General features: G+C 60.5%; 17 protein-coding genes. 14 read left to right on the top strand and 3 right to left on the bottom strand.

Annotation, left to right across the window (positions count from 1 at the left end):
• Nucleotides 1-249: 249 nt before the first annotated feature.
• Nucleotides 250-1,389: a non-hydrolyzing UDP-N-acetylglucosamine 2-epimerase gene (wecB, locus tag ACFQ91_RS13535; protein WP_249356664.1), complete on the top strand. Its 1,140-nt coding sequence runs from the start codon at nucleotides 250-252 to the stop codon at nucleotides 1,387-1,389.
• Nucleotides 1,390-1,421: 32 nt separating this feature from the next.
• Here wecB and ACFQ91_RS13530 read toward each other — a convergent pair whose 3' ends face one another.
• Complete coding sequence (locus ACFQ91_RS13530; protein WP_137824756.1) at nucleotides 1,422-3,314, bottom strand: glycosyltransferase; 1,893 nt, start codon at nucleotides 3,312-3,314, stop codon at nucleotides 1,422-1,424.
• A 373-nt stretch (nucleotides 3,315-3,687) separates the two neighbouring features.
• On the opposite strand from ACFQ91_RS13530, the gene ACFQ91_RS13525 reads away from it, so the two are divergent.
• From ACFQ91_RS13525 to ACFQ91_RS13475, 11 genes are all read left to right on the top strand, one after another.
• Nucleotides 3,688-5,604, top strand: a complete 1,917-nt coding sequence (locus tag ACFQ91_RS13525; protein ID WP_171006982.1) for a polysaccharide biosynthesis protein — start codon at nucleotides 3,688-3,690, stop codon at nucleotides 5,602-5,604.
• 128 nt (nucleotides 5,605-5,732) lie between these two features.
• Entirely contained in the window at nucleotides 5,733-6,638 is a 906-nt protein-coding gene (locus ACFQ91_RS13520; protein WP_376870174.1) for a hypothetical protein, read from the top strand.
• Nucleotides 6,635-7,903, top strand: a complete 1,269-nt coding sequence (locus ACFQ91_RS13515; protein WP_171006984.1) for a glycosyltransferase family 4 protein — start codon at nucleotides 6,635-6,637, stop codon at nucleotides 7,901-7,903. The genes ACFQ91_RS13520 and ACFQ91_RS13515 overlap by 4 nt, the downstream gene beginning before the upstream one ends.
• The gene (locus ACFQ91_RS13510; RefSeq protein ID WP_376904160.1) at nucleotides 7,894-9,642 is read left to right on the top strand and encodes a glycosyltransferase family 4 protein; all 1,749 of its coding nucleotides are present in this window, start codon (nucleotides 7,894-7,896) and stop codon (nucleotides 9,640-9,642) included. The genes ACFQ91_RS13515 and ACFQ91_RS13510 overlap by 10 nt, the downstream gene beginning before the upstream one ends.
• An 8-nt stretch (nucleotides 9,643-9,650) precedes the next feature.
• Nucleotides 9,651-10,523 (top strand): ABC transporter permease, encoded by an 873-nt coding sequence (locus ACFQ91_RS13505; protein WP_137824761.1) that lies wholly within the window; start codon nucleotides 9,651-9,653, stop codon nucleotides 10,521-10,523.
• The gene (locus tag ACFQ91_RS13500) at nucleotides 10,510-11,775 is read left to right on the top strand and encodes an ABC transporter ATP-binding protein (RefSeq protein WP_137824762.1); all 1,266 of its coding nucleotides are present in this window, start codon (nucleotides 10,510-10,512) and stop codon (nucleotides 11,773-11,775) included. Before ACFQ91_RS13505 ends, ACFQ91_RS13500 begins: the two co-directional genes overlap by 14 nt.
• Entirely contained in the window at nucleotides 11,772-12,638 is an 867-nt protein-coding gene (locus ACFQ91_RS13495; RefSeq protein WP_249356666.1) for a DUF6270 domain-containing protein, read from the top strand. The genes ACFQ91_RS13500 and ACFQ91_RS13495 overlap by 4 nt, the downstream gene beginning before the upstream one ends.
• A gap of 169 nt (nucleotides 12,639-12,807) precedes the next feature.
• Nucleotides 12,808-14,742, top strand: coding sequence for a hypothetical protein (locus ACFQ91_RS13490; protein ID WP_137824764.1), 1,935 nt, complete (start codon nucleotides 12,808-12,810; stop codon nucleotides 14,740-14,742).
• 343 nt (nucleotides 14,743-15,085) lie between these two features.
• On the top strand, nucleotides 15,086-17,962 hold the full coding sequence (locus tag ACFQ91_RS13485; RefSeq protein WP_376870173.1) for a polysaccharide pyruvyl transferase family protein: 2,877 nt from the start codon (nucleotides 15,086-15,088) through the stop codon (nucleotides 17,960-17,962).
• A gap of 4 nt (nucleotides 17,963-17,966) precedes the next feature.
• Nucleotides 17,967-19,775, top strand: a complete 1,809-nt coding sequence (locus tag ACFQ91_RS13480; protein WP_137824766.1) for an FAD-dependent oxidoreductase — start codon at nucleotides 17,967-17,969, stop codon at nucleotides 19,773-19,775.
• Between the two features lie 193 nt (nucleotides 19,776-19,968).
• A complete protein-coding gene (locus tag ACFQ91_RS13475) occupies nucleotides 19,969-21,423 on the top strand; it encodes a hypothetical protein (protein ID WP_249356667.1) in 1,455 nt (484 codons plus the stop codon).
• Nucleotides 21,424-21,493: 70 nt separating this feature from the next.
• Here the strand turns inward: ACFQ91_RS13475 and ACFQ91_RS13470 are convergent, their stop codons facing one another.
• Nucleotides 21,494-22,396 (bottom strand): LCP family protein, encoded by a 903-nt coding sequence (locus ACFQ91_RS13470; protein WP_137824767.1) that lies wholly within the window; start codon nucleotides 22,394-22,396, stop codon nucleotides 21,494-21,496.
• Nucleotides 22,397-22,668: 272 nt separating this feature from the next.
• Nucleotides 22,669-24,192 (bottom strand): cation:dicarboxylate symporter family transporter, encoded by a 1,524-nt coding sequence (locus ACFQ91_RS13465; RefSeq protein ID WP_376870172.1) that lies wholly within the window; start codon nucleotides 24,190-24,192, stop codon nucleotides 22,669-22,671.
• Between the two features lie 166 nt (nucleotides 24,193-24,358).
• On the opposite strand from ACFQ91_RS13465, the gene ACFQ91_RS13460 reads away from it, so the two are divergent.
• Together ACFQ91_RS13460 and ACFQ91_RS13455 are read left to right on the top strand one after the other, a co-directional pair.
• Nucleotides 24,359-26,125: an ATP-binding protein gene (locus tag ACFQ91_RS13460; RefSeq protein WP_376870171.1), complete on the top strand. Its 1,767-nt coding sequence runs from the start codon at nucleotides 24,359-24,361 to the stop codon at nucleotides 26,123-26,125.
• Nucleotides 26,109-26,819, top strand: coding sequence for a response regulator (locus ACFQ91_RS13455; RefSeq protein WP_137824769.1), 711 nt, complete (start codon nucleotides 26,109-26,111; stop codon nucleotides 26,817-26,819). Before ACFQ91_RS13460 ends, ACFQ91_RS13455 begins: the two co-directional genes overlap by 17 nt.
• The last annotated feature ends 13 nt before the right edge of the window (nucleotides 26,820-26,832 follow it).

Here is a 26,832-nt window from a genome sequence, read left to right as displayed (position 1 = left end):
ACCAGAGGATGACGATGCGACCGGATTCAGGCTTAACTATAGCAACCTGTTCCGTGCTCATTGGGTGACCCTGAAAGGAACGAGCATGTGTCGCGCGGAAATGACTTTAGCAATGATATATTCTCGCGGGGAGTACCGAGTTTCCTCCATGGTCAGGAAACGCCTTGGAAGGTGCTGAACCAGGCTCAAGTAAGCTCAACGCCATCAGCTAATTGACGACGTACGCAACGTCCGGATGAAGGAGTTCCTATGAACGGTGCCGAAGCGGCAGCGAAACCCACGGTTATGGTCGTGTACGGTACTAGGCCGGAGGCTATCAAGGTTGCGCCTGTGATCAAGGCTTTGGAAGACGATCCGGATCTGACGCCGATTGTCGTTGTTACTGCGCAGCATCGAGAGATGCTCGATCAAGTCAATGAAGTGTTCAAGATCACACCCAATATTGATCTTAACCTGATGGCGCATGGTCAGACACTCAATGGTATTGCCAGTACAGTGATTAAGAAGATCGACGAAGTGCTTGAAGCTCAGCGTCCCGACGCTGTCATTGTGCAAGGTGACACCACGACTGTGATGGGCGCGGCAGTCGCCGCTTTCAATCGAGAAATCCCCGTAGTGCATCTCGAAGCGGGTCTTCGCAGCGGGGACATAAGCTCACCGTTCCCAGAAGAGGCGAACCGCAAGATAGTATCGCAGATTGCTCGGGTCCATCTGGCGCCGACAGAAGTTTCTCGAGCGAATCTACTCGCCGATGGGGTGCAGGACGAGAACATCCACGTCATTGGGAATACTGTCATCGACGCTCTTCACTGGGCTGTATCTCATCCATCCGTTGGCTCGATTCCCGAACTTATCGACATCGATACCGAGAAAAAGAGAATACTCCTGGTGACAACACATCGCCGCGAGAATCTTGGTGAGAACATGGTCAATATCGGACAGGCCATGAGGCAGCTAGCTCTGCGATATACCGACCTTGTCATCGTCTGGCCAGCACATAAGAATCCCAAGGTCAGGGCGTCGATTGCACCCCAGATTGAGGATCTCGACAATGTCATTTCGATTGAGCCTGTTGAATACGGCGAGTTCTCTCACCTCATCGCTCGATCAGATATTGTTCTCACTGACTCAGGCGGAATCCAGGAAGAGGCGCCTAGCCTGGGAAAGCCCGTCCTTGTGCTGCGCGAGAATACGGAGCGGCCGGAGGCGGTTGACGCAGGAACAGTCAAGTTGATAGGCACGGCAAGAGACAGAATTGTTGCCGAAGTGTCAGCATTACTCGACAACGAAGGTGCCTACCGAGAAATGGCGAACGCAGTGAACCCTTACGGCGATGGATTGTCTGCAGGGCGGAGTGTTGCCATCGTCAAGAAGCTTCTCGAGAAATAGCCCTTCCGTATCCGAGTTCGTGGCACAGGGCCTCAAAAGAGATAGTGGTCTGGCGCGAACCCGAACGAGTGAACTTCGCTATTGGCGAGCAACAGGTTGTCGTGTACTGACCAAGTGTGCGCATGATCAGTTCTGACTTGGACAAAATTGAACCGGTCTGCAGAGTAGATTTGAATTCCTGCCGCCACCAGTCGACGTAAGAGGTCTGTATCCTCACCGACTGTTCGTTCAGCGAATGGGTATTCAAGGAATAGCTCTCGACGACCGAGGAGAGTCGGTCCCATGACGAGGTCGGTGAAACGATGCTCACGGTCGGGAAAACGGCACATGACGATATTGCGGTTCTTCAGGTACAGGTAGTGGGCTTGCTTACCGACCAGCTCCGCTCCCGAATATCGCAGAGCGGCCAACTGATCCGCCAGATAGTTCTGCCCGTAGATGTCGTCATCGTCCATTTTAGCGACGACATCCCCATCGGCCGCCGCGATACCAAGGTTTAAGCACGTCCCTAACGATTCATCGGCGTCGACATGAACGATCTCGAGTTCGTCGATTCCCGCATCCTTGGCGCGAGCGGCGATGTCCGCGGGCAAGGTAAACCCGTGAGCGACGAGTACGAGTTGCTTGGCAACCGAAGCTTGTTGCGAGTGAGTTTCGAGAATCGTTGCCACGAGTTTGGGGCGGTTGGTCGAAACGATTGCCGATACGGAAGCATCTGATGGGTCTGCATATTGAATGTCCAGAGAGTCCATCACAGTCATGGCCCGATGGCTGTATGTATGTTCCCTCCAGATTCGTCGTTGCGCCTTGTGAACAGTGCGGTCTCTGAGCTCACGGCTTCTGACTAGGGCTCTAAGCGTCCACTCGGCGTCCTCTTCCGTCGCTGGTTGTGGAACTTCGTCTGGCGGGAAGAATACTTTTGTGGCAGCACTCGGCGTTGTGACGACCGGGGTGCCGGTTGCTGTGATCTCGAAGATTCTCCGGGCACACATGCTTGGAGAATCAATGACCGAGTTGACGTTGAGGAAGACTTTGTAGTGTTTGTATGCGGTTAGGAGGTTTCGATACGGAAGAGACCCTACGACATGGTCAGCCAATTCTCCAGGAAATTGGTACCGCTCATCGTTACCGAGGAATCGAGAGAAGATCTCGAGCCCGTGCGCCATGCGCCCTGAGACTTTGGCTGCGGCACCAAGGAGCAAGTCCATCTGTTTGCGTCGTTCTGGAAACTTGTGAGCGAAGTACATGCCGGCAAACGCGATGTCGCGAGCAGCGAAGTTTTTGGAGGGTCTCGTGGGTGAGTGTATTGCGGGCTGCGCCGCGAACGGTAACACATCGACACGCCCGTGTCCGAGCTCCATTTGATATTTTGGAACTAGTCGCACGTCGCTCGTGAAAATGACATCGCATAGTCGTGCAAGCGGGAGGAAGTCGTTGAAGTGCGGTGGATCCTCTTTGTTCCAGAACACCACGGGTAAACCTCTACGTTTGCACTCCTCCAACAGCGCGACTGCGTCGGGCTTGATACCAGATGTCCCGGTCAGCTGGTATTGCCATTCCCCCTGATTGCCGTTCCACGCCGATTCGAGGAAGACGAAGTCGAGATCGTCCAGCTGGCGGCTCCACGTGCCGCGCTTCAGTGCCACCAGCTCCCACTCGTAACCGAAGCTCTCCATCGAAAACTCGTCGAGGATCACTCCGACACGCACGTGCTCAAAGACTGGCTGTCGAGCAGAGGTCGGCAGGGGAGGGAACAAGTCGGTCAGCGAGGAGGACTGAAGGCGCGCCGAGGGGATTGTTGGGGAAGCATCGGTACTGGCTTGTTGGATGTTGCGCCTGCGCTGCCATGTTCGTACTTGGGACAGGCCTCCCTGGCGCAGGTGCCAAAGAGCAGTCCTGAAAGTGCGCAGTAGCGTCGCGCTCAAAGTAGTAGTCCTTTCCGAGGCAGTTGACGCTTCGTGGTTGCAGGTGCGATCTGACCCCAGCGCGAACCTCTCACCCTGAAACCGATCGATTGAACATAATGATGTCAAAATGCCCTAGTCGTTACCTGTCGGCATTCGAGCTGAGGCGTATGGGCCTCGGCATGAGCGAGGTAAATATCGGCCTGCCGGGATCAATAGTACAATCGTGGAGTTGATCGGCGCTGACCAGCGCTCCGTGGGCACTTCGGTCTGTTGGAGGAGTTAATGGGTACAGCTGCATGGGCTGAGTGAGATGAGGATTGTGGGAAGCAGGACTGGCCCGGGAGCCTCGCGCACACGTTTCGCCAAAGACCTCGTAGCTCTCGTCCGGTCATTGGCAGACGGACTGATCTTCGCAATTGTCGTTTGCGCGATGATGCTGTTTCGATTCGACTTTCAGGTCACCCGGTTGAGTCTGATGGGCATGCTCGTTTGCGCGGGGATCGGGATCGTCGTATTCCTCTTCTGCGGGCCCCTTGCCATCTACCGTGGTCGATATCACGATGGATCGCCCGACCAGTTCGCCGCGATCGCCGGTACAACAGCTCTTGCCGTGGGTCTGATGTGGGTCGCCGAATTCGCGTTTGTCTCCCACCTTCTCATTCCCACGAGCGTGCCCATCGCAGCAGGTGCGATGATGCTAGTGGTCAAGAGCTTGGAGAACTGGGTCCGACGGAACTATAGACAGAGATCACGGTCCGGGTCGAGGTCATCCAAGTTGGCATTGATTATCGGTGCGGGGACTCAGGGCATGCGGGCGTTGGACATGATCGCTGAGGATCGCAATAGTGAGTATTCTGCTGCCGGGCTCCTCGACGACGATCCGCACAAACGTCACCTCCGATACAACGGAATCCGGGTGCTCGGCCAAATCTCCGACGTCGCAGAACAGGTAGACAGGACCGGGGCAACCGTAGTCATCATCGCCATCGCGGACCTTCCTCCGGAGCATCTTCAGCGAATTGCATCCAGCCTCGATGAACGTCCTGTGAAGATCAAGCTTCTGCCCACGCTGGCTGAATCAGATCTCGGCCGCCAAGAATTGCAATCCCTAGCCGTGTCGGACCTCCGTTCCAGGAGTTTCCGCGACGTCAGTCTTGAAGACCTCATCGGACGGAAGCCGATTTCGACCAATGTCGAAGAGATCTCATCGGCCATCACTGGACGCGTTGTCCTCGTGACCGGAGCCGGTGGATCGATCGGCTCTCAGCTTTGTCGACAGGTTGCGAGATTTACACCTGAACGGTTAGTGATGACCGACCGGGATGAATCTGGTTTGCACGCAACCCAGCTCGGTCTTGAAGGGTCGGCGCTCCTCACCAGCGACGATCTTGTGCTCGGGGATCTGCGCGACCAGGCGTTCATCGATTCACTTGTGGCTAAGGTCAAACCCGACATCATCTTCCACGCGGCCGCGCTCAAGCATCTAACGTTCCTCGAGCGTTTTCCCGAAGAGGCTATCCGCACGAATGTCGGGGCGAGCTTGGACCTGCTCAACGCGGCGATCACGAATAATGTTGAGTCGTTTATTCACATTTCGACCGATAAAGCGGCGAACGCGATGTCCGTGCTTGGCCGTACGAAATTCTCGATCGAACGCGCTGTTGCGACGGTCGCCGCAGAGTCTGGTCGTCGCTACATGTCTGTCCGCTTTGGGAACGTCCTCGGTTCACGAGGATCCGTGCTCGAGACGTTTGTAGCTCAGGTCGCCGCTGGCGATCCGGTCACGGTGACTGATCCCGAGGTCACCAGATACTTCATGACTGCCGACGAAGCCTGTGAGTTGGTACTGCAGGCGGCGGCAATCGGAGAACCAGGCGAGACATTGGTCCTCGACATGGGAGTTCCCATTAAGATCGATGATTTGGCCCGACGAGTTATCGCGCTCAGCGGCCGTTCCGATGCGCGCATCGTCTACACAGGTCTACGTCCGGGCGAGAAGCTTGCAGAAGCTTTGCTCTCTCCGGGCGAAGGTGACAATCGCCCGGTACATCCACTAATTACCCAGGTCAAGATCGAGCCTGTCGATATCCCGGCCCTGCGCGCCTTAGTCGCTTCCGCTCGCGATACCACTGCATACGGCCGTCGAACAGAGTTGGCTATTGAGCTTGTGAGCGTCCTCGCAGACCGAGAGCTTCCATCGGATGACACAATCTCTCGCTCTCTGCCCCTGTCGGCCTCCCCACTGACAGGCATCGCCGCACTTTCTGCTTCCGACGAGATCCCCGGTTCGGGGGACGCGCGCGGATGATTGTGCTTTCCGTTGCTGTCCTCATCATTGCGGCAGCAACGACGGTTGGCACCGCAATCGCGGTGTTCCCGCTGCTCAAACGAGAAGGTATAGTCGACGTGCCATCGCATCGGTCCTCCCATGCGGAGGTGACCGTGCGTGGAGGAGGGGTTGCCATAGGTAGCGGCGTCACCGTTGCCACAATCGTCGCCACCGTCTGGAACATTTTTGAGAACGGTGCCTTCGGTCTCGGCGGCATCCTCATGTCGGTGGGCTTTCTCGTCCTCACCTGGTGCTATTCGGTCATCGGAATGAGCGACGATCTCGATTCTCTCCAGCCAGTGGCACGTCTCATCGGACAAGTGGCGCTGGCCCTCGTGTTCAGCGGCTGCATCGCCCTGGTCTCAGAGCACGGAATCTCTCAAGTGATCGTCTTCGCCGTCATCGGAGTGACCCTCGTCAATGCGGTGAACTTCGTCGACGGGCTCAACGGCTACGTCACCGGTTGGGCGATCGTCACCGGGGCCTGGTACGCCTTCGTCGCTTCCTGGACCGGACAGGACGACGTCATGATCCTCGCCCTGGCGCTGACCGGGTCCGCATGCGGCTTCCTGCCCTTCAACGTCGGGAAGGCGCGAGCATTCCTCGGCGACACCGGAAGCTACGGGATCGGAGCCGCAGTCTTCGCTCTCGCCGTGTGGCTCTTCGTCTCGGGCGTGCCCATCGTCGTCGTCATCGCTCCACTCGTCTTCGTGCTCTTCGACGTCGGTTCCACGATCGTGTGGCGGCTGTTCCAGGGAGAGAACATCCTTCTGGCCCATCGGAAGCACATCTATCAAAGGATTCAGCAGGCGGGCTGGTCCCACGGGACGGTGTCGCTCTTCCACGCCGCGCTCACCGTGCTGGCCTGTGTGCTCGCCGTTCCGACTCTCATCTCCGGGAACACGGCGTCGACCTATCCGGCCCACGTGTTCTGGGTGGGACTCCTCGCGCTCTACGCACTCGTTCCGCTGTGGCTGCGACGCCGCGATTTGGTGCGGGCGGTGCCGGCATGAGAATCCTCCTGCTCTCGCACTACTACTGGCCGGAGGTCGGAGCGCCGCAGCGTCGATGGGGCACCATGGTCGGTCATCTCACCGCAAGAGGCCATGAGATCGTCGTCGCCGCCCCACACCCTCACTACCCCTACACCCGGCGTGACGAATTCTTCGGGTCGTCGGTCGGGCACCGGCGAACCCGTGTCCGAGCCCGTCTGGGCGGCAGCTGGGACACCGGTGAATTCGGTGAACGGATCATCCGCGTGCCCTATCTCCACAGTGGAACATCGATGGCCCGGCAGCTGCTCGACCAGTCGGTTGCCGCGACCGGGGCGATCAGCGCTTCGCTGCGCACCATGGCCGGAGCACATCGCCCTGACGTCATCATCTCGACGACACCGGCGCTGCCGACGCTGCTGGCGGGGGACTTCGTGTCCCGACTTCTCCGCGTGCCCCATATCGCCGAGGTGCGCGATGCGTGGCCGGATCTCATCCACGAACTTTCCCTGGTGACCAATGCGACGGGACGGTTCCTCCCGACGACGCTGACCGGGAGACTCGAAGACTCCGTGCTGCCCGGATACCTCACTCGCGCACAGCGCCGCGCCGCAGCCGTCGTCGTGACCACCGAGAGCTTCGCCCGTCGTCTGCGTGAGCGGGGGATCAACGCGACAGTGGTGCGCAGCGGGGTGAGCCGTGCGGAGATCGACTCCGGCTCATTTGACATCGTCGAACCGCTGCAGGGCCGCGAGCGCGTGAATCTCCTCTACGTCGGCACCGTCGGCCGGTCACAGGATCTGGGATCTGCCATCCGCGCCTCGGTACTGGTGCCCGGCGTCCGCCTGCGGATCGTCGGAGACGGCGCGGACAAGCCCGCCCTCGTCGCACTCGCTGAGGAGCTCGGTGCCCCGGTGGACTTCTTCCCGCAGACGACGGGCACCGAACTGGCAGCGCACTGGGAGTGGGCGGACGCCGGCCTCGTCAGCCTCGGCGACGTTCCCGCACATACGCGCACCGTGCCGTCGAAGCTCTATTCGCTCATGGTGCGCGGCGTCCCCGTGCTCGGCATCGTCGCCGGCGAGGCTGCGGAGATCATAACGGTCAACGGTGCCGGAGCCGTCGCACATCCTGGTGACGTTGCGTCGATCGCCGAGGCGATGCGGCTCTTCTCCACCTCCGTCGTCGAACCGAGCCACCGGGCACGCCAGTGGGCGATCGACCACGCCTCGGTCGAGGTCATGGGCCGTGCCTACGAGGCTCTGCTGGAGGATGTGTGTCTGTGAATCCGCTCTTTCTCGGCCGCCAGATCGTCAATGCGATCGCCACAACCACGGCTCATGTCCGTGAGGACAGGGTGTTCTTCGGCATGCAGCTCGCCCGGCGTCTGCCCTCCTCGGCATCGCGAACGGTCGGCCGACTGCTCAATCGTCTGCCCGGTCCTGCGTCGCGCACAGCGGCGGCATGGCTGCTCGGGCAGGAGTCTCACGCCCGCGAACTCGTCTGCGAGTACGAAGAGGCGCGACCTTCGCGTCTCCTCGGCGAGATCGCGCTCAACCTCGGACAGCTTGAGCCGGCGGCGCGGATAGCGGATCGCATCGCCAACGGCTCGTCACTGCGCTCACGCATCCTCTGGAGCGATGGTCACATCGATGATGCGATCTCAGCACTGTCCAAGGGCGGCCGGCGCCGGCGTCTCGTCGCGGAGAAGCAGTCCCTTGAGCCCGGTTGGTGGCCGGAGGTGCCAAGTGGTGCGCTGCCGGACCGCAGCCTGAACGGCCATGGCTCCGCGCTCCCGACGTCGCTGCACGTACTGACGAATTCCCTGCCGCACACACGCTCGGGCTATGCCTACCGGAGCCACCTCATTCTCAGGACCCTGCGTGATGCCGGTCATTCCGTCGTGGCCGCGACCCGTCCGTCGTACCCGATGACGATCGGCCGGCTCAGTCCGACTCCCGTCGAGTCTGTGGACGGAGTCGACTATCTTCGCCACGTTCCGCTGCTGCCGACGGACACACCCACTGCGCGGCTGAGCGAGCAGGCGAGCTGGATCGCCGGACAAGTCTCCGAGCGCGGAGTCGAAGTCCTGCACACCACCACGCATTACGTCAACGGGCTGGCCACCGGCGCCGCAGCGCGCGCCATGGGCATTCCCTGGGTCTACGAAGTCAGGGGAGTTCTCGAAGAGACCTGGGCAGCAGCTGGCGGCGGAGACGCGGCGCGCGCGGCCCGACGCGCCAGCCAGCGCTTCGCCATGATGCGAGAGAAGGAGATCGAGGTCGCCCGCGCCGCCGATGCCGTCATCACATTGGGAGAGACCATGCGTGAGCATCTCATCGCCAATGGCGTTCCCGCGGACACGATCACTCTGATCCCCAACTCGGTTTCGGAGACCGTGGTCGGCGCCGACGTCACACGGTCCCCCGCAGAGGTGAGAGCCGAACTCGGACTGCCCACAGACGGCATCTGGGTCGGAACGGCAGCCTCGATCGTCGGATACGAAGGTCTCGACGACCTCGTCGAGGCAGTGGCCATCGCTCGGAACCAGGGAGTCGACCTCCGGCTCCTCATCGCCGGAGACGGTGTCGCGCTTCCCACCCTGCGCGAACGGGCCGCTGTGCTCGGGGACAGCGCCGTGTTCACAGGTCGCGTGTCACAGACCTCTGCGATCGAGTACCAATTGGCCCTCGATGCCATCGTCGTGCCGCGGAAGAACGAACCGGTGTGCAGGCTAGTGACACCGATCAAGCCTATTGAAGCGATGGGTCTCGGGCGGCCGATCATATTCTCAGATCTCCCTGCACTGCGGGAGCTGGTCCCTTGCAACGCAGGAGTCGTGGTTCCTGCAGAGGATCCGGAGAGCCTAGCGCTAGAATTGATGGGGATCGCCGGGAATGAGCAGTTGAGAAGAGCGATGGGTGCCGCCGGGCGCACTCATGTGCTGGAGAACCGACGGTGGAAGACGGTTGGGTCTCGCTACAGTAACCTCTACAGTAATTTGCTCGCACAGGTGCCACAGTGAAGGACAGCATGAAGAACCCATTGGGGCTAACGACGATCCCGTCAGTCAAGCTCGACGGCCTAACTCCGGTTGGTCGCCGCACCCGGTTCGACGTCTACCTGAAAAGGCTCTGGGAACGGCGCCACTTCATCATTGCCGACTCCAGGGCCAAAGCCAGCGGTTCCACTAGGTCAAATATCCTAGGATACGCCTGGCTCTTTCTCAATCCGATTCTGTCCGTGCTTGCTTTCTATGCGATCTTCGGTCTAGTACTTGGAACCTCGCGAGGAGTCGACAATTTCATTGGCTTCCTCGTCATCGGAGTGTTCTTCTTCCAGTACACCTCCCGAACAATGACGCGAGGAATCGCCTCAGTTCGCGCCGGTTCATCGATGATTCGCGCGTTCCAATTCCCTCGCGTCGCGGTTCCGATCTCGACAGTCGTGCGGAATCTACTCGACTTCATTCCGTCGCTTGCGGTCATGGTTGTTCTCTTGGCGATCATCCCCCCACTGGAGGTGGTCACATGGAGAGTGGTCCTGATCATTCCTGTGGTCGTGCTGCAGACAGCATTCAACATTGGATTGGCATGTCTGCTCGCACGGCTTGGACACGCTGTCCCTGATCTAACCAATGTCGCAAGCGTTTTAAGCAGATTCTGGCTCTATGGCTCAGGTGTGTTCTTCTCAATCGATGATCGTCTCGCGGCTTTCCCCACAGTGCTCTCGATCATGCAGTTCAATCCCATGTATGCCTTTCTCACAATCGCGCGTAACTCTCTGCTCTACGGTGTGGATACGCCCATGCATCTCTGGCTGATAGCAATCGGTTGGTCGATTGGTCTCCTTGTTGTCGGCTTTGTATTCTTCTGGCAGGGGGAGGAGAAGTATGGACGCGCGTGAGAGGGGCGTCCCCACCGTAGTCGCTGAGAATGTGCAGGTGAGATATACGGTGGGAACGAACGACCCGTCGTTCAGGTCGAGTGGGCTGCAACGTATCGGTGATCGCCTCCTTGGTCGACAGGGCAGGACAACAGTGCGAGCCTTGCGGGGGGTCAGCATCGTCGCCAACGAGGGTGAGATGATCGGAGTCGTCGGCGCGAACGGTTCAGGCAAGTCAACGTTTCTACGCACTCTCGCCGGGGTCGAACAACCTGATCGAGGCCGGATACTAGCTCGATATCAGCCGGTCCTTCTCGGAGTCCATGCGTCTCTTCAGCAGACACTTTCCGGGAGCGAGAATGTTCGCCTGGGATGCTTGGCCATGGGTCTCGCTCCCAACCAACTGGATGCCGCTTACCAGTTCGTCGTCGAGCTGTCCGCGTTGGGCTCAGCGATTCACCGCCCGATGGAAACCTACTCCTCCGGGATGTCCTCGCGGTTGCGTTTTGCAATTGCGCTTGCAGCGCGACCTCGAATACTGCTCATTGACGAGGCTCTGTCCACCGGCGATGCGACATTTGCCGAGCGAAGCTCGAGCGCAATGAACGATATGCTAGACGACGCGGGGACAGTCTTCCTCGTCAACCATGCGGCAAAGGTCATTCAAGAGATGTGTTCACGAGCGGTATGGATGCACAGGGGCGAACTCATTATGGACGGACCTGCTGAATCGGTGGCAGAGAAGTACCGATGGTGGGCTTGGAACGTTGCGAAGAACAAGTCTTCCGTTGCCGACAAGCTTCTCGCTGACGTCGTCAGGACGGCACAGTTCGACGAAATCAACGTGCTGGATCCTGACGTAGAGGCAGTGGCAGCTCCACGGCACGCCACCCGTCTTCGACCAAATCGCAAGCGGCGTGAGTACAGATTGTCTAAGCGTATGACCGCCGAACAGATTCGTTCTGACGATCTTGGATCGAGAACATCGGAAGCCCCGCCCACTGGCTTTGAGCCCGGCTCTGAGGAACTGGAACAAGCGCCGGTCAGGACTCCTGCGTTGCCCAAACCAGCCTTCGACCAGGTCGCCGCTGGCACGATGTCGACGGCGAACCCGGTGCGATATCGTCCAGGCTCTCGACCGATCATTCTTCGGCCCGCTGATATCAGAGACTCAGCAATCGCAGCCGCAAGTAGAAATCGTCCACGTTTGAGGGTTCCACAAGGCAGATATCACGGATCATTAGATGATTCCAGCAGAAATACCGCCGAATGAACATCGCGATATTTGGAAGTTGCGTGAGTCGGGATACAGCCGAGTTCGTTAATGAATCAAATGTAAATGTATATGTAGCACGCCAGTCGGTAGTCAGTCTGGACGCTCCGCATGGTACAGCCGACAGCATTGTCCAAGGATTGAACTCGGAGTTTCAGAGGAGAATGGTTGAAGGCGACCTGAATGGCGATGGACTCGAGCGCTTACTCGGATGCGCGACAGGGATCGATGCTTTGTTGATCGATCTGGTGGACGAACGACGTGGATTCTGGATGTGGCCCGACGGCTCATCTATGACAAACTCGATCGAAGTTGAGGCCTGTGGGGCGGCACGGAACGCCCAGAATAGTGGTGCCGAACTTGTCAACTTCGGGACCGACCTGCATTTTCGCCGGTGGCTCGTAGGATTCAATCGTCTAATTGTCGGCTTGCATCAGTCTGGATTAATCGCCAGAACAATATTCCTCGATCTTGAATGGGCGCGCGCTCTTGAGGGAAACTCACATCCGTTTAGCGCTGCGACGTCTAAGTTCTCTCGCGCATTCAGGCGAACGCAGCGCGGATTCAGGGACATTAGGAACTCGGGTTCGAACTATCCCACTGTGAAATCGCGAATCGAGGCCGTATTTACACAGCAGCCGACAGAGGCAGAAAACTTCAATCTGAGAGCTACTGTCGCGAACAAGAGTTTTACGCGTTACCGTCAAATTGTCAGCGCAGCCGTTCCTCATTCAATCAGTCGTAAAAGCAGTGAGCTTCGGATCGGAAAGAACCATAAGTGGGGTCCGCAGCCGTTCCATTACAGGGACAGAGATTATATTTCCGTTGCGGCACGTATTGAGGGCATCGTCGGTGATTTATGAGGCTTCGCTTTGCATGCTCAAGATGAAGTGGCGTGATTAATACATGAAATTTTGGTTACATGATGACATCAGCGAGCACCACGTGCAGCGTTCGCTCGCTCGCGCTCTTCGAGCTCACGGACATGAAGTCCATATGACAGGGAAGTTCTCCCACCTTACGGACTTTCCTATGAGCGCAGAGCAGTACGAAGTCTGCAGGTCAGAGGTCGAATTACTCGAAAGAGAAGGTTGCGACGTCTTCTTGGCCTTCCGGCCCGCTAGTGTCCCACTCCCGCTTCTTCAGCGCGTGAAAGCGGTTGCCGGGATGACGATCACATGGTTCTCGGACGACCCGGTGTATTTCTCAACAGTTTATGCAACGGTCGCCCCGCACTACGATTTGGTTCTCCACACGGGAGGGCCGGACAATCTTCGTATCTACAGTGAGGCGCTCGGCCTAGGTAACGGTGTCGAGTTTCCTTTCTGGACTGACCAGATCGAACATCCCCGAGCAGACTTCGCGTTCGAGCCATCTTACGACTGGCTGTTCTACGGAAATCTTCATGATCGATTTCGCAGAGACCGAGTTGATTATCTACGCGAATTAGGATCTCGAGCGGCAGTTTTCGGAAAACCTCCTGATGCCCGCGAAACGGTGAATCACCTCGGAATTTTAACTCGCGAGGGTGAACTGAGAGCAATTGCAGGGAAGTGCCGATTCGGGCTGAGCTTTTCACAGAGGCTGAGTTCATATGCAGGAACGAAGTTCGAATCGGTCGCCACCCGCGCTGTGCGTGAGTTTCCGATGCCAAGTCGGCTGATTCAATATCTGGCGATTGGGTTGCCAGTGATGAGTAGAGACCAATCGCCCTACACCAAAAGGATGCTTCCCGGCGTCATGCATGCTGAGACTTCGCGGGCCGCTGTGCGATTGTCCCAGGAATTTGACGACAGTGACTGGGCCCACGCTTCGAACCAGGCAAGTCAGCTGTTTGAGGAATCTTTCACGGCTGAAAGCAGGGCGGCGTTCCTTCTCGAGCTCGTCTCGGAATTCAGCTGGAGACGATGGTCGATTACCGATAGGTCGGTAGCATTCGCAGGCAAGGGTTCTTCCCATGCCGCAGATTGCTCATTCGAGTCAAGCACGGTGGACCATGGTCGCGCGGCCCTCAATGTCCGCGGATCATCGGCAAGTGTTCCGCAAAGGTCGTTTGCCTTAATCGGGAAAGGGTGGACCAACGAGCAGTCAGTCCTTTCACGGATCAAGCGCGCATTGCATAGCAGCGGGCACCAAGTCGTCGACGTCAACCCGTTCTCTTACGCGGACCGGATCACAGACGATGTCCTAGGACATTTTTCCGGGGTTCTTGACGTTCGGGCTGTGCTGAGCGGTACGAAAGTTGATGCCATCATCGCAGTTGGCGACGACTATCTCGTTCGTCATGCTGGGGACTTGCCGGTAATCGCGATGCTCGATAACTCGTCGACATTATCTCGGCGGGTCGCACGGAAAGCCGAGACGTATTCGGCTCTCGTGGTGGCGAATGAGGAGCTCCGCGACAACCTTAGCCGGCTCGGATATGCGAACGTGTACCACCTGCCGTTCATCCTGGCCACAACCGAAGTGGCGCGACCTGAGCCGCAAATGATCCCGGATACTGTGCGCATTGCCTTCGCCGCCGATCGACCTTCTGATGTCACAGATTCCGCTCCCTGGATGCGTGATTCGCACACTGCGTCCGCGCTTGACTTCCAGCTTTGTTCGCTTGACGAGGAACCGCACGTCGTCGTTATCATCCCCGACCTATCGGGAGTTGCACCACGACTTCCGCAGGTCTACGCACCAATGATTGAGGCAGAAGTTCCCCTACATTCGCTGGCGCGGTTCGGGAACATGCCATGGGCGCAGTCATTACCGTTCCTTCCAGAGTTCGGATCCTTTGGCGAAGCCCGCATGAAGATCGACCTGTATCGGACCATTGGCGCGCTCGGAAAAGATTACGCGAACGCATACAGTGACTCGATGGCTGCTTTCTCATTCACTGATACGATTCACGGTGTGCTTCTGAGGACTACGCCGAACAGCAACTCGGTTCCGCAGTGTGAGCGCAGGGCTACTCAATGAGGTGGCTCGGTCATGGAACGGCGTCGGTCGTACCGAGTGCTAGGTCAAGAAACTGTTCGTATGGAAGGTTCAAAAGCTTTGAGATGCACAAGCTCGACAACTCAACCTACCCCCCTCCACCATCCAAGTCTGTTGAAAGGTCTCTACGGTGACCTCTGAATCTTTCGATCTTCCCAGCGTCGACGAGCAGAGGGAAGAGTGACGGACAGCCGTCTTCGAAGCACCGCGGAAGTACCGCATTGTCTTCGTCGGAAACTTCTTCCAAGGCCCGACGGGAATCGTTGCGTCACTGCATCGTGGCCTAGTGAACGTTGGTCATACCGTCTTCAAGTTTGACACCGCCGTGCACAAGAACTTCCTTGACAAGTCGAGTGGGGCGAAAGGTGGCTACGGGCCAGTATTCTTCCGCCCTCATGCTGTCGAACGTATCTTCGAGGTGTTCGCGCCGCAGGTGATTGTTTTTTGTGCCGGCGGAATTGTGCTCGATTCGGATGCGGCCGAGTATTTTCGTGACCGCGATGTTTTAACTATAGGATTGACGCTGTCCGATCCTGATGTTCAAGATTCGGTGATCGATTACGTCGGAAATTACGACGTACATACTACAAACGCAAAGCTTTCGCTCGAACGGTATCGGAGGGAGGGCCACACTAATACTGTACTTATGCCATTCGGCATCGATCGAAGCTTTGTCCTGCGCGACGTTGCGCCTGCACCAGAGCTACGAGCAGATGCCATCTGTATCGGGCATGCCGAGGGACGACCGGATCGACACGAAGTGATGGTGCCTCTTGCCGAGAGGGTCGCTGTCCGAACCTATGGTTCTGGATGGCCCTTACCGAACTCTGAGTCAGTGTCGGGTGACAAGTTGCTTCAGGCCGCGAAAGCAGGCTCAGTCCATGTCAACTTCCCCGCGACGAGAGCCGGATTCACGAACGTCAAGTGTGGTGTGTTCGAGACCATCGGCGCCGGTGCGATCCTCGCTACCACGCGTTTCGACGAGATGGCCGACCTGTTTTCCTACGGTGACGAGATCATTGGATATACGGGTGCAGAGGACCTCGGTGACACTTTGGTAAGTTTGATCGCCGATCCTGATCGGATGGAGCAGATACGTCGTCGTGGTTTCAAAAGGCTTGTGACTGAACACCTCTACGAACAGCGTTGGTTATCACTTTTCGAAGAGATCGAAACATCTTTGTCTGGGAAATCTAGCCTAATCGAAACTCGATCGGCGCAACGATTCACTAAAATGCTCGAAGGGACGCGCGACCGACCGCGCAATATCATCATCAGCGGATACTTCGGTGCCCGCAACAGAGGGGACGATATCCTCCTCGACGCGCTTGCAAATCGAATCACGGCAGCAGTTCCTGACGCGAAAATCGTCGCTGCAGCGGTCAACCAGCAAGTCGTCGAACGCGAGCAGGGCATCCAAGCGTTCAAACGGACTGACCTCTGGGTGTCGGAACACTACGCCTCCGAAGCAACTGGGCTGATCCTCGGTCCCGGGGGTCTTTGGCACGATTACACTATCCAGGCGGCTGGCGGAGTGGCCGGAATCTTCACTGGAGCAACTTTGTCACCCGCTCATCTTGCGCAACTTCCGCTCATGGTGAAAGCGCACGGCGGAAGATTCCACATCCATGGCATGGGGGTTGGACCTCTTGCCGACCCAGCGGCGAAAGCGGCGATCCGACTCACCGGAAGTTTGGCGGATTCCACTACCGTTCGAGATCAGGGATCCCTCGACTTATTGAACGAGGTCGCTACGGACTGGCCGAATCCCCCGAGTATCTCCCCTGATGTGGCTTATTCACTCCCTTTACCTGAGGCGGAAACAACCAGTACTCCTCGGTCTGAACAGCACGATCGCTACATCGTCGTAAACGTCAGACCGTTTCGCGATGACGCTGATTCGCTCGAGACCATTCGGTCTGTCGTCTTCGGGGCCGCCGCTGCTCGCAATTGGCGAGTGGTGGGCGTACCGATGCAACCCATCGACGAAACAACTATGGCGCAATGGGCAGAGCACTCACCGGTGCCGTTCTCGATACTTCCGCAGGACGTTCCCTACGAGAAATTCCTTGAAGTCCTTCGCGATGCCAGCGCTATCGTGTCTATGCGGCTGCATCTAAACCTCTTCGCTCACAGGCTGGGGAAGAATCCGGTAGGAATTGCATACGACCCCAAATTGGTTGGACACTTTGAACAGCTTGGTCGAGAAGCCGCCGTTGTTCCTATGCCAGTTCAGGCTGAAACTCTTACACGAATCGTCAATCAGGGAATCGATCATCCTGCACAAACTGCCAGGGTAAGCGAGCGAGTGCGCCGTGCCGAAGACGATGCGATTGCCAGTCTCGATGCTCTCTGCCGTGATCTCGCGTCGGCACCGGTGAGGGTACCGGACTCGAGCTCAATGGTTCACGAACCTTCACGCGCGTCCAATGCGGCTAAACCACGAAGTGCCTGGCCGCAAGAGGAGGGTCTGGCGTTAACCAAGGCCGAGGTGTCTGGGCGGAATTCACTGGACTCGAGCAGAGAAGTTCCGGTGTCTCATCGGGTTGGTCACACGGGGTCGACCTTCTTCATGGACGTTCGAGCACCTGTTGCGGGAGACTCCGCCGAGTGGAGGTATTCAGTACCGTTCGGTGACAATCCAGGATTGCGTATTGAACTTTGGATCAAACAAAAATACGCGGAAAAACGTCGATTTGCGGGCAGGATTGCCTATGAAGTTCTCGTCAACGGTACGTTATTGTTCGCCCAAGATGTCACTGATTGGCAGCCACGGAACTCTGTGTGGATCGCGGCGAGGAGGCCCACTGTAGACGCCGGTGCCAATGAGCCTACGGTCGAGATCACCATAAGGCTGAAAGCGATGCGAAACTGCGAGGACTGGAACTGGGGGAAGGCCACTGCTCTGACGATTGAAGCCGCCAGGGCACTGCGGTGGGAGCCAACTGGAGATCTTCTTTGGGGCGCATCAAGCCCGTTTGCGAATGTCGACAGGCCGTTGGCGAATGTACGTACTTTCGAATCCGACAATTCGCAGAACGATGTGGACAGCACGTTGACGGGCCCGCAAAAAGAAATCGATGCTGTTGTGGTAAATGACGCAAGAGTCGCTTCCTCGCACATCGAGAAACCGACTTCGGGCGAAGACGTAAACGAGAGCGCGGTCGTTGCTCCTCAGCGACCCTGGTGGAAGTTCTGGTGACTAAATGAATTCGACCGGTGCGGAACATTGGAACCCGGATCCCGGAGCGAGAATTCATGCTTCGGAGAAGCAGGTAACCGCATGGGACTATGGTGCCGCGACGCAAAATCGTGAGTGCGCGGTGCTCATAGTCGGGGGTGGATTGTCGGGCCTCGCTGCGGGGATCGCTGCATCAAGACGCGGCGTTCGGGTTCTCGTCGTTGAGGAATCTCACATGTTGGGTGGTCAAGCGACAACGTCTGGCGTCTGCGCATTCGATCTCACCTTCGGATTCGAACGATTGATCAATGGATACGGTCTGTGGGGAGAATTGGTATCCGAACTCAGAGCGGAGTATCGCTCACGGGGACTGAATCCGAATACGTGTCGATACCGTAATGACTCGTTGGCGGCCAATCCTGTGGTCACAGATCTCGTCCTCTCGAGAATGGCAAAACAGTCCAATGTGTCGGTTTTGCGCAGAACGGCTGTGCTCAGTGGTACGATCCAAGCTGGGCGAGTTTCTCTGGCAACTTCGCGAGGCATCATCACCGGTCAGATCGCTATTGACGCGACTGAGGACGGTAGCTTGTTGAGCACATTGCGTGTCCGACATCGTGCTGGTCGGTTGAAGTTTGATGGCGAGAACTACGTCGGTTCCGATCCTGAACGATGTGGTATTCAAGACATCACTCAGGTTGCGTGCCTACAGTATTACGAAGGTGGAGTGCCCAGCGAGCTTCTCGTTGACGAACCGCCCAACTACAGACTTCATCGGAGGCTTTTCGCCCGTAGCTACCCCTCGGACCCTAACGGCAGCCGTGACCACCCGCGTGGTTTCGCGGGATATCGGGCTACTCCGGATTTAACCGACGGCGCCTACCCCTATATGGGCTCCGAATGGGAGAAAGTGACGCGCACGGCGCTCAATTTCAGAAACGACCACGCCATTACTGCCTCATATCTCATCAATCCTTCGCGACGTGATTTTGAGGATCAGCAGGCGGCGGAGAAAACATTGGCGCTCATTCATTTCCTTCAGAAGGAATGCGGTCAGCCTTGGAGTGTGGCAACAGACGAAGGGTTCGCCGCAGTGCGGCGGCCACGCAGATTCCCGGATCTGCGAGCTTTTGACGCTGTACTTTGCCATTTTCCCCCGAAACCGTATATTCGTGAGTCGCTCCGAGGTATCGGCCTCACCACGCTCACTGCGAAAGATATTTTCCGGATGTCCAACCGGGGAACGGCGCGATGGAACAGCGATGCGATCGCAGTCGGCACCTATCCGCCCGACCTCCATGGAGGACGTGAAGAGTCGGATTTGGAACCGGATCTAAATGAGAGTCTCTCTGACAAGCCTGCAACGTGGCGCGAAGGACCATTTGCGATACCAATGGGCACTCTCATCCACGCTGATTATCCAAATCTACTCTTGGCCGAGAAGAATATCTCGGTGTCAAGGATCGCCAGCGGGGCTGTTCGCTTGCATCCGACCGTCGTAGCCATCGGTGAGGCAGCAGGCACTCTTGCTGCGATTAGCGTGCGCAAGAAGATCGACACCAGCGACGTGCCGGCGACGGCTGTTCAGGCGAGCCTGACCCGCGGTGGAGCATTGCCCGCTCAGCACGCGATACTCGGCGTATCCCGTGACGATGAGGACTTTCCTGACATTGCCTTAGCGCTCGCCCGAAGCGTTGCGATATCGACGCCGTCCAGAATCGAAAGCAGCGAACCTGTCTTCGAGGTCAATCGCGAAATTTCGGCACGAATTGGGCGCGAGTTGATGAATTCGGTCAGAGACTTCACTGTCTCTCCGTTGGCAAAGCATTCCTAGTTCTGGTGTTGTCAGCAACTTCATCCCGCAGGAACTCCAGAACGGCACAGATCGTAGTGTACTCATGAATCGCATATATGGCGTAATTGTAGCTGCCTGTGTTTTTGCGACTAGTGCCGGTTGCGCAATCCGTTTAGATGACAGTTCCGATCCAACTAGGCTTCAGGAGCGTAGTCCCCTGAAATTCACTCCAGTGTATTCCGGCGAGGTCGTCGGCTCGAACTCAAGAATCGTCATCGAAATGGGCGGGAGTGCCGAACATAAGTTTGGAGCTGAAAACCTCGGCATCTCGTTTGAGGCGACGGACCTCGCCGATCCGCGGCTGGACCCCGATACCTCGAACCTCGACGATCTGCTCAACTCGATCGGATCGCCGGCACTGCGCTTCGGCGGCAATGGCCTCGATCGTCGAACGTTCTGGACCTCGACGGGGGAGCGGCCGCCCAAGGCCGAACAGGTCGCCGTCACCCCCGACGACCTCCGCCGTCTCAAGAAACTCCTCGACCGCACCGGCTCAACGGCCACCATCGGCATTCCGCTCGGCACCTACGACCCGGAACGCGGAGCCGACATGGCCGTCAATGCGATCGACATCCTCGGCGATTCCCTGGTCGGTCTCGCCATCGGCAACGAACCGAACGGATACACCGTCAAGGACGTCCCCAACGGCGCGGTCCGCGGGGACGACTGGAACCGCGCCGAATACGTCACTCAGCTCGAAGCCTATGCCGACGCCATCCACGCCCAGCGGCCCGATGCCCCCATCATCGGCCCCGACGCCTACGACGGCGCCTGGATGGACGCCTTCCTCAACTCCGACGTGAGCAACAAGACCGCGCTCTCCCAACACTGGTACCAGCTCTACGAATGCGACTCGACCCAGATCCCCGGCCGCGGGCCCTACGCAGAGAACCTCGTCGATCCGCTCGCCAAACAGGCCGCGAAGGACAACATCGAGATCGGACTCGCCAAAGCCGACGCCGCAGGACTGCCCCTCTGGATGGAGGAGACCGGCCCGACGAGCTGCGCCGGCACCAACGACACCTCGCTGACCAACGCCGTCTCCCTCTGGGCCGCCGACTACACCCTCTACGCCGCATCGCTCGGCGTCGAACGCATGGCGATGCACTCGATGCTCGGAGCCTGCAACGGCGGGGCACCGATGTCACTCGTCTGCGACCCTGCCGACCTCGGTCAGACCTCGAACACCTTCGAAGGCCGACCCCAGTTCGCCGCGCTCCGCCTCCTCGTCCCCAGCATCGGCGGCACTTTCACGACGACATCCGTCGACGGCGGCGACGACATGAGCGCCTACACCGTGACCAAGGACGACAGCCGGACCCTCGTGACGACGATCATCAACGCCAACGACGCCGCCGCCATCAGCGCCAACCCCGTCACGCTCGAGATTCCCGACGGATACTCCGTCGACAAGGCCTCACAGATCTACGGACCATCGAACGACGCGAAGAGCGCCACCTCGGTCATCCCATCCAGCCCGCTGCCCGATGACGTTCCCTTCAGCGGCCCCACCCCGACTTCCAATGCCAGCGATGGCACGGCCGCAGCGGGGGAGGGTCCCGACAACGACCTGCGGATCGACCTCGCGGCGAGCTCGGCCACCGTCTTCATCATGACGAAGGACTGACCGCGGCCGGAGCGGGCGCGAATGGGTGAACCGCGTCCACAGTGGGCGCGATCGGGGCAATCCGCGCCGCTCAGTACCCCAGTGACGCGAGGTAGTGGAGGAACTCCTTGAGGTCCGTTCCCGCCAGGGCCTGACGCAGGGCCGGAACCGCCTCGGCGTCGAAGGTCACCTGCACGGTCCCATCGTCGAGGCGCTCCGACTTCGACGGCACGGTCACCGTGACGACATCATCCTGGGGGATCTGCCGGATCGCATTCGCCACCTTGCCGAGTTCGACCGTCGTCAGCCCCGCATCGGTGAGCACCCCGGCAGACACCGTCCCGAGCACCGTCGTCAGCTTCGCCGGATCCTTGACCAGGCCACCCTGCCGCAGCGCCTGAACGAGCGCCCGCAGCAGGGCGCGCTGATTCCGGGTGCGCGTCTGACCGGCATCGTCGACCGCCTCGGCGGCGGCGAACGACATCGCCGAGGCGCCGCCGAGGGTGTTCGTGCCCTCGGTGAACGTCGCGTCCCCGGCACTGAACGCCGACCGGCTGTAGACCGCGACGGACCCGAGCTCATCGATGACCCCGGCCAGCGCCGTCGCCGTGAGCTCGATGATGTGGTCGATGCGGATGCCGAGCACCTCCTCGGCGATCGCGACGAACACCGGCCACCCGCCCTCGTCGACGAGAGCGGCCAGCGTCAGCCCCGATTCGACCTGGACGGCGGGGTTGAGGACGAGGATCGCCGCGATGTCACCGGCGGCGGCGACATGGATGATCGCGAACGTGTCGCCCTGGCTCGTGGTCGCATCATCGGTCGTGATCCGCACGGCGATCGTCTGCGCCTCCGAGGCGACCGGGCGGATGTCGGCTGGCGGGAACGCGCGGTCGTCGGTGTACTTGCGGGCGGCGTCGTCGAACTCGCTGCGAGCCCTGTTGAGTCCGCCGAGCGACCCGAGCGCCGACGCCACCGTCTTGAGCTTGACCATTGCGCTGCCTCTTCCTCTGTCGCGTCCGCCGATTCGCCTGCCTCACCCCGCGCCGGAGGGCACCGCGGCCATCGACGTCAGCACCCGCGGCACTGCAGGTGAGAGGTTCACAGGGTCTTCTCAAACTCTATCGCCAATGGTCGTCCGGCTCCATCTCCCCACACCCCGAAGAGTCCGCTAATCCGGAGGAGAAGAGACTCGGGGCGGGTGCTCGCGCTGCACCCGCCCCGAGAGTTCATCGGCTGTTCGGTCTCACGCCGAACAGCAGCCCATCACGGCCGCGACATGGCCGCGGTCCGGTCTGTCGCCTCGGCGCCGGGGGCCGCAGGGGAACCCGCACCCGCACCCGCCGAGGAATCAGCCGCAGAACCCGCGCGGGCAACGGAACCGGCACCCGAGCCGGAATCGGCACCCGCGTCACCCGCGTCGCCCGCCACCGGGTGACCGTGGTTCTCCGGGTCGAGGCTGAGCTCATCGAACGGGCTCGCGCCGTTGAGCGCCGCCCGGGCCTGGTCGAGGTCGATCTCCTTCGTCCACTTGCCGATGAGCAGGGTCGCCACCGCGTTGCCGGTGAAGTTCGTCAGGGCCCGGGCCTCGGACATGAACTTGTCGATGCCGACGATGACGCCCATGCCGTCGAGCAGCTCGGGCCGGTGCGCCTGGAGGCCGGCGGCCAGCGTCGCAAGTCCCGCGCCGGTGACACCGGCGGCGCCCTTCGAGGCGATGATCATGAACACGAGCAGGGAGATCTGCTGGCCGAGGTCCATCGGCATGCCCATCGCGGTGGAGACGAAGAGCGCGGCCATCGTCAGGTAGATCGCGGTGCCGTCGAGGTTGAACGAGTACCCGGTGGGCACGGTGATGCCGACGACCGGCTTCGACACTCCCGCGTGCTCCATCTTCGCGAGCAGACGCGGCAGCGCGGACTCCGACGACGAGGTCGAGAAGATGAGCAGGTACTCCCGGGCCAGGTACTTCATGAGCTTGAAGATGTTGAGGCCGGTGACGATCTTGAGCAGCCCGCCGAGGACGATGACGATGAAGAGCGCACACGTGAGGTAGAAGGCGCCCATGAGCACGGCCATCGACCCGATCGCGGCCCACCCGGTGGCACCGACGACCGCGGCGATCGCACCGAACGCGCCGATCGGGGCGACCCACATGATCATCATCATGATCTTGAAGACGACGGCCTGGATGTGGCGGATGCCGGTGATGACCGGCTCGCCGGCCTTGCCCATCGACTGGAGCGCGAACCCGACGAGGAGCGCGAGGACGAGGGTCGGCAGGACGGGGATGTCCCCGGGGATGAGGCTGAGGAGGAACGCGACGGTGGCATTCGACTCCCCGCCCGCGGCATCCTCGTAGGGCCGCAGCTGCAGGCCGTCACCGGGGTGGATGAGGTTGCCGACGACGAGCCCGATGATGAGGGCGAAGGTCGCCATGCAGAGGAAGTAGATCATCGCGAGACCGCCGACCTTGCCGACCGTCGCGGCCTTCGCGACCGATCCGACGCCGAGGACGATCGTGCAGAAGATGATCGGGGCGATGATCATCTTGATGAGCGCGACGAACGCGGTGCCCAGCGGTTTGAGCGCGATGCCCACCTCGGGGGTGATGAGGCCGATCGCGGCACCGGCGAACACGGCGGTGATGACCATGATGTAGAGCCAGTGGGTGCGGTCCTTCTTCTTCGCAGGGGCCTGCCCGGTGGTCTCGTGGGCGGTGGCGCCGGCGGGAGCGGTCCCTGCCGCTCCGTGGTGGGCCCCGGTCGGTGTGGTGTTCTCAGGCGGCATTGCCTTCCCTCCTCATTGAGTGGTGGACTCGGTGATGATGGTCGAGTCGTGGTGCGTGTCCCCGGCGACCGTGCACCGGATGGGTGGTCAGTGCACCAAGAGTGGCAAGATTCGTTATCTGAGTCACGGTTGCGTTCATAGTGTTCATGGAGAGAGGAGGAGTGCGATGCGAGCAGGACTGCGCGCCGGTCGCCGCGGCCCCCGGCACCTGCCGCTGGCCCGTCGGCTCTTCGTCTCCCAGCTCGTCCTCATCGTCATCGTCTGCGCGGTGCTGAGCATCACGAGCTACGCCTCGACGCGCAGTGCGGCCCGTGACGCCGCCGGTGACCGGGTGCTCAGCATCGCCGAAACGCTCGCCCACGACCCCTACGTCACCGAGGCGGTCGCCGGCCCCGATCCCTCCGCGGCCCTCCAGCCGTATGCGGAGACCGTTGTGAGCACCGCCGACGTCGACTTCGTGACGATCATGGACCGCGACCGCACCCGCTACACCCATCCCGACCCCAGCGAGCTCGGCAAGGACTACCTCGGCACGATCGACACCGCCCTGAGCGGGCAGAGTCAGACCGAAGAGTACGTCGGCACGCTCGGCCCCTCGATCCGGGCGATCGTCCCGATCGTCGACGACTCCGGCGAGGTCACCGCGATGGTCGCCGTCGGCGTCACGCTCACGGCGATCTCCGTCGCCCAGGCCGCGGCCGTGCCCCAGATCATCATCGTCGCGGCCGTCGCGATCGCCCTCGGAGGGCTCGGGTCGTGGATCCTCGCCCGCTACCTGCGCCGGGTCACCCTCGGCTACGGTCCCGAACAGCTCAAGCGCCTCTTCGCGTTCTACGACTCCGCCCTCCACTCCCTGCGCGAGGGGCTCATCCTCATCGACGATTCGGGCCACCTCGTCCTCTACAACGATGAGGCGGCAAGCCTCCTCGACCTGCCCGCGCCCGATGAGCGGCAGCCGGTTCCCCTCGCCGAGGTGGCCCTCCCGGCCTCTGTCCGTGCCCTTGTCGAATCCGGTCGGGTCGCCGTCGACGAGACCCACCTCACCGCTGACCGTGTCCTCGTCATCAGCCAGAAGCCCGCGACCCAACCCGATGACCGCGACCCCGAGGCGACCGGCGGCACCGTCGTCACCCTGCGCGACCGCACGGACTTCTCGGAGCTCGCCGGGGAGCTCGAGACCCTGCGCACCCTCTCCGACGCTCTGCGGGCGCAGACCCACGAGCACGCCAACCGGCTCCACACGGTCTCCACCCTCATCGAGCTCGGCCGCCTCGACGAGGCGCTCGAGTTCGCCGTCCGCGACGAGCAGGAATCCCAGCGGCTGACGGACACGTTCGTCGACTCCCTCGACGAACCGTTCATCACCGCGCTGATGATCGGCAAGGCCGCGCAGGCCCATGAGCGCGGCATCGAGTTCACCGTCACCGCCGCCGGCGAACTGCCGCCGGGCAGCCTCGATGCCCGCGACCTCGTGACGATCGCCGGGAACCTCGTCGACAATGCCCTCGACGCCGCCGCGGACTCGGCCGAGCGGCACGTGTGGGCCGACTTCGTCGCCACCGGGGCCGGCGGCGAGCTCATCATCACGATCGCCGACACCGGTCCGGGCATCGCCACCGCCGAGGTCGACGCGCTCTTCCGGCTCGGGGCCACAGACAAGGAGGCCCCACCGGACGCGGGCGGTCGGGGATTCGGACTCGCGCTCGTCAGGCAGGCGGTGGGCCGCCTCGGCGGGGAGCTCACCGTCGACTCCGACGCGGGGGCGATCATCACGGTCACCCTGCCGCTGACGGCGGCGACGGACGACGCAGCGGCTGGTGGCGGGCAGGCTGTGGACGAAGAAGACGGTGGCGCGGCGGCTGCCGGCGATGTTGCGGCGGACGACGCAGCCGCCGACGATGACAGGGGAGGACGCGATGGTCGAGAGGTCTGAGGAGCGGGAGCTCACCGTGCTCATCGTCGAGGACGACCCCCTCACCGCCGAGGCGCACGCGGACTTCGTGCGCCGGGTGCCGGGGTTCGCCGTGGCCGGGATCGCACTCGGCGGCGTCGAGGCGCTCGCCCGCTACGACGAGTTCGTCGCCGCCGGTCAGCCCGTCGACATCGTCCTCCTCGACATGAACCTCGTCGACGCCCACGGTCTCGACGTCGCGAAGCGGATGAACAGCCGCAACGTCGGCACCGACATCATCGCGATCACCGCGGTGCGGCACCTCCAGGTCATCCGCGCGGCGATCTCGACGGGGATCACGCAGTACCTCATCAAGCCGTTCGCGTTCGCGGCGTTCCGGGACAAGCTCGAGAACCAGCGGGCCTTCCGGCAGGGACTGACGGGGGAGGGGGCGCTCGCGACGCAGGAGGCCGTCGACAATGCGCTGAGCGCCCTGCGCTCGGTGCCCCGCGGCCGGCTGCCGAAGGGCCTCATCGAGGAGACCCTCGAAGCGGTCTCGACCGCGGTGCGCACGGCCGACTCACCCGTCTCGGCGACCGAGGTCGGCACGCGCCTCGACCTCTCCCGGGTCACGGTGCGCCGCTACCTCGAACACCTCGTGACGACGAAGCAGGCGATCAAGCAGCCCCGCCACGGCACCCCGGGCCGGCCGGAGTACGAATACCGCTGGGCGTGACCATCAGCGCTCT

It is taken from the genome of Brevibacterium sp. NPDC056726 (assembly GCF_042790515.1).
GTDB lineage: Bacteria > Actinomycetota > Actinomycetes > Actinomycetales > Brevibacteriaceae > Brevibacterium > Brevibacterium sanguinis.
This window is presented reverse-complemented; position numbering and strand designations above follow the sequence as displayed.